At 55.2% G+C, this 1,784-nt stretch carries 3 protein-coding genes and 1 pseudogene; 3 read left to right on the top strand and 1 reads right to left on the bottom strand.

Annotated features, from left to right (window positions below; all coding sequences use genetic code 11):
• Positions 1–63 precede the first annotated feature (63 nt).
• From ACYQ2W_RS26105 to ACYQ2W_RS26095, 3 genes are all read left to right on the top strand, one after another.
• Positions 64–426: a type II toxin-antitoxin system VapC family toxin gene (locus tag ACYQ2W_RS26105; protein WP_459873978.1), complete on the top strand. Its 363-nt coding sequence runs from the start codon at positions 64–66 to the stop codon at positions 424–426.
• A 39-nt stretch (positions 427–465) separates the two neighbouring features.
• A complete protein-coding gene (locus ACYQ2W_RS26100; protein WP_459873976.1) occupies positions 466–693 on the top strand; it encodes a hypothetical protein in 228 nt (75 codons plus the stop codon).
• A gap of 562 nt (positions 694–1,255) precedes the next feature.
• Entirely contained in the window at positions 1,256–1,516 is a 261-nt protein-coding gene (locus ACYQ2W_RS26095; RefSeq protein ID WP_459873974.1) for a helix-turn-helix transcriptional regulator, read from the top strand.
• Here ACYQ2W_RS26095 and ACYQ2W_RS26090 read toward each other — a convergent pair.
• A pseudogene (locus tag ACYQ2W_RS26090) lies at positions 1,505–1,784 on the bottom strand (hypothetical protein); the annotation flags it as partial. The gene ACYQ2W_RS26095 and the pseudogene ACYQ2W_RS26090 sit on opposite strands and share 12 nt — an antisense overlap.

The following is a 1,784-nucleotide window of genomic DNA, read 5'->3' as shown; positions in this document are numbered from 1 at the left end:
CGAGTTGGAACTGCCTGCCCGCTCCCGGCCCGGGCGCGGGCTGTTCGATGACGAGGAGGAGCGGTGATCCTGCTCGATACCGACGTCGTTTCCGAATGGATGAAGCCTGCACCGTCACCCGAGGTGATCGCCTGGATCGACCGGCAGGAGCCGGGGAAGCTCTATCTACCCGCCGTCGGCTGTGCGGAGATCGAGACGGGTATCGCGCGGCTCCCGGAGGGGAGAAGGAAGGCGGGACTGCATCGCGCAGCAGGAGCGCTGTTCGAGGAGTTTCGTGATCGCTGTCTACCCCTGGATTGCGAGGCCGCCGAAGCGTACGGCGAGATTCTTGCCCAATCGAAATCGATCGGCCTACCGGTGACGGTGGAAGACGCGCAGATTGCGGCCATCGCTACCAGCCGGCAGATGACGTTAGCGACTCCGTGAATCCGTGACGAAGTTATCAACTATAGCTGTAGGTCATTGATGAAACAGAAATTTATCGGAGCCACCCGAAAATACAAGCAGGTTCTATGTCATATCAGTAAAATCATGTTCAATCAATGGGTTGTGTCGAACGGTGGCTTTTTCGTCACGGATTCAGGGACTCGGAATGTAAAGGATTTCGAATGGATGCAGGGGGTGGGTCTGGTCAATCCGTGGGAGCGCGGAGCTCCCGCTGAGAAAGTGAAAGAAAGTACATATGAAGGCTGACTTTTATCTGACAGCAGCCTAGTCTTGAGCGAGTCGTCTGCCGACATCGCGTTGCGGTAACACCTGTCCCACCGAGCACACCTCGGGTTTTTTGTGATCTAGAAACTGCAAAAGGAAAGGCCTACCCCTAACAACTCCATATCTTAAAATAGACAGACAACAAAACCTTTTTCAGCAAAACTGGCAAACAAGACATTATTACCATATCAAACAATAGAGAATCAAAAATCCATGCCAGCAAGAAACACCATAACAATACTAACCTTAATAGTCATACTGACTGGTTGCACCCAATACAAACCAGGCTCAACAGAACTATCTATTAGGCTAGTACTAATCGGTGGAATCATGGGCACTGCATCGATGATTCGAATGATATTTACCGGACTAAAGGCCGATATACTCGTATTTTTTATTATTGGATCGATTATTTTTTTGATAGGATAGTCGGACAGTGGTGCGCCTCGTACCTCGGCACACCCTACGCTCTACAAGGTCGAGTGCGGGAAGGTGTTGATTCAGGTCGAAGACGTTACGCCCCACGATTACCGGAGGGAATGACATGAAAGGGTATAAAAGGGCGGAAAGAACGGTCGAGGTCTCCGTCGGGGAGTCCGTGAGAATCCTCCGTGAACTTCAAGGACTTGGCCAAAACGAGCTGGCCGACCTTACCGGTATTCCCCAATCAACGATTTCCGCCATCGAAAACGGCAGGATTCAGCTGGGCGTCGAGAGGGCGAAGGTATTGGCCAGGGCGCTGAACTGCCACCCAGCCGTGCTGGTTTTTCCCGGCTGGGATATCGAACAGGAATCAGCGGCCTGACTTGGATGAATCCCGAAGCGCCGTAACCTCCTCGAACGTCAGGCCGGTGATCCGCGCAACCTGCTCCGCCGCCATCCCCTCCACCAACAGCGCCCCCGCGATACTCAGCGCCCGCCGCGATGCTCCTTCCACCAAGCCGCGCTCCAGCCCCTCGGCAACGCCACGCTCGCGCCCACTCTCCTGCTGTTCCGCCGCCACCAACCGCCCCCAGCGCTCCATCGCCGCCCGATCCTCCACCTCCGGCAACGGCGGCAACTCCGGCGCCTCC

Source organism: Endothiovibrio diazotrophicus, from assembly GCF_054657215.1.
The sequence above is the reverse complement of the archived record's forward strand: the minus strand, read 5'-3'. Positions and strand labels throughout refer to the sequence as shown.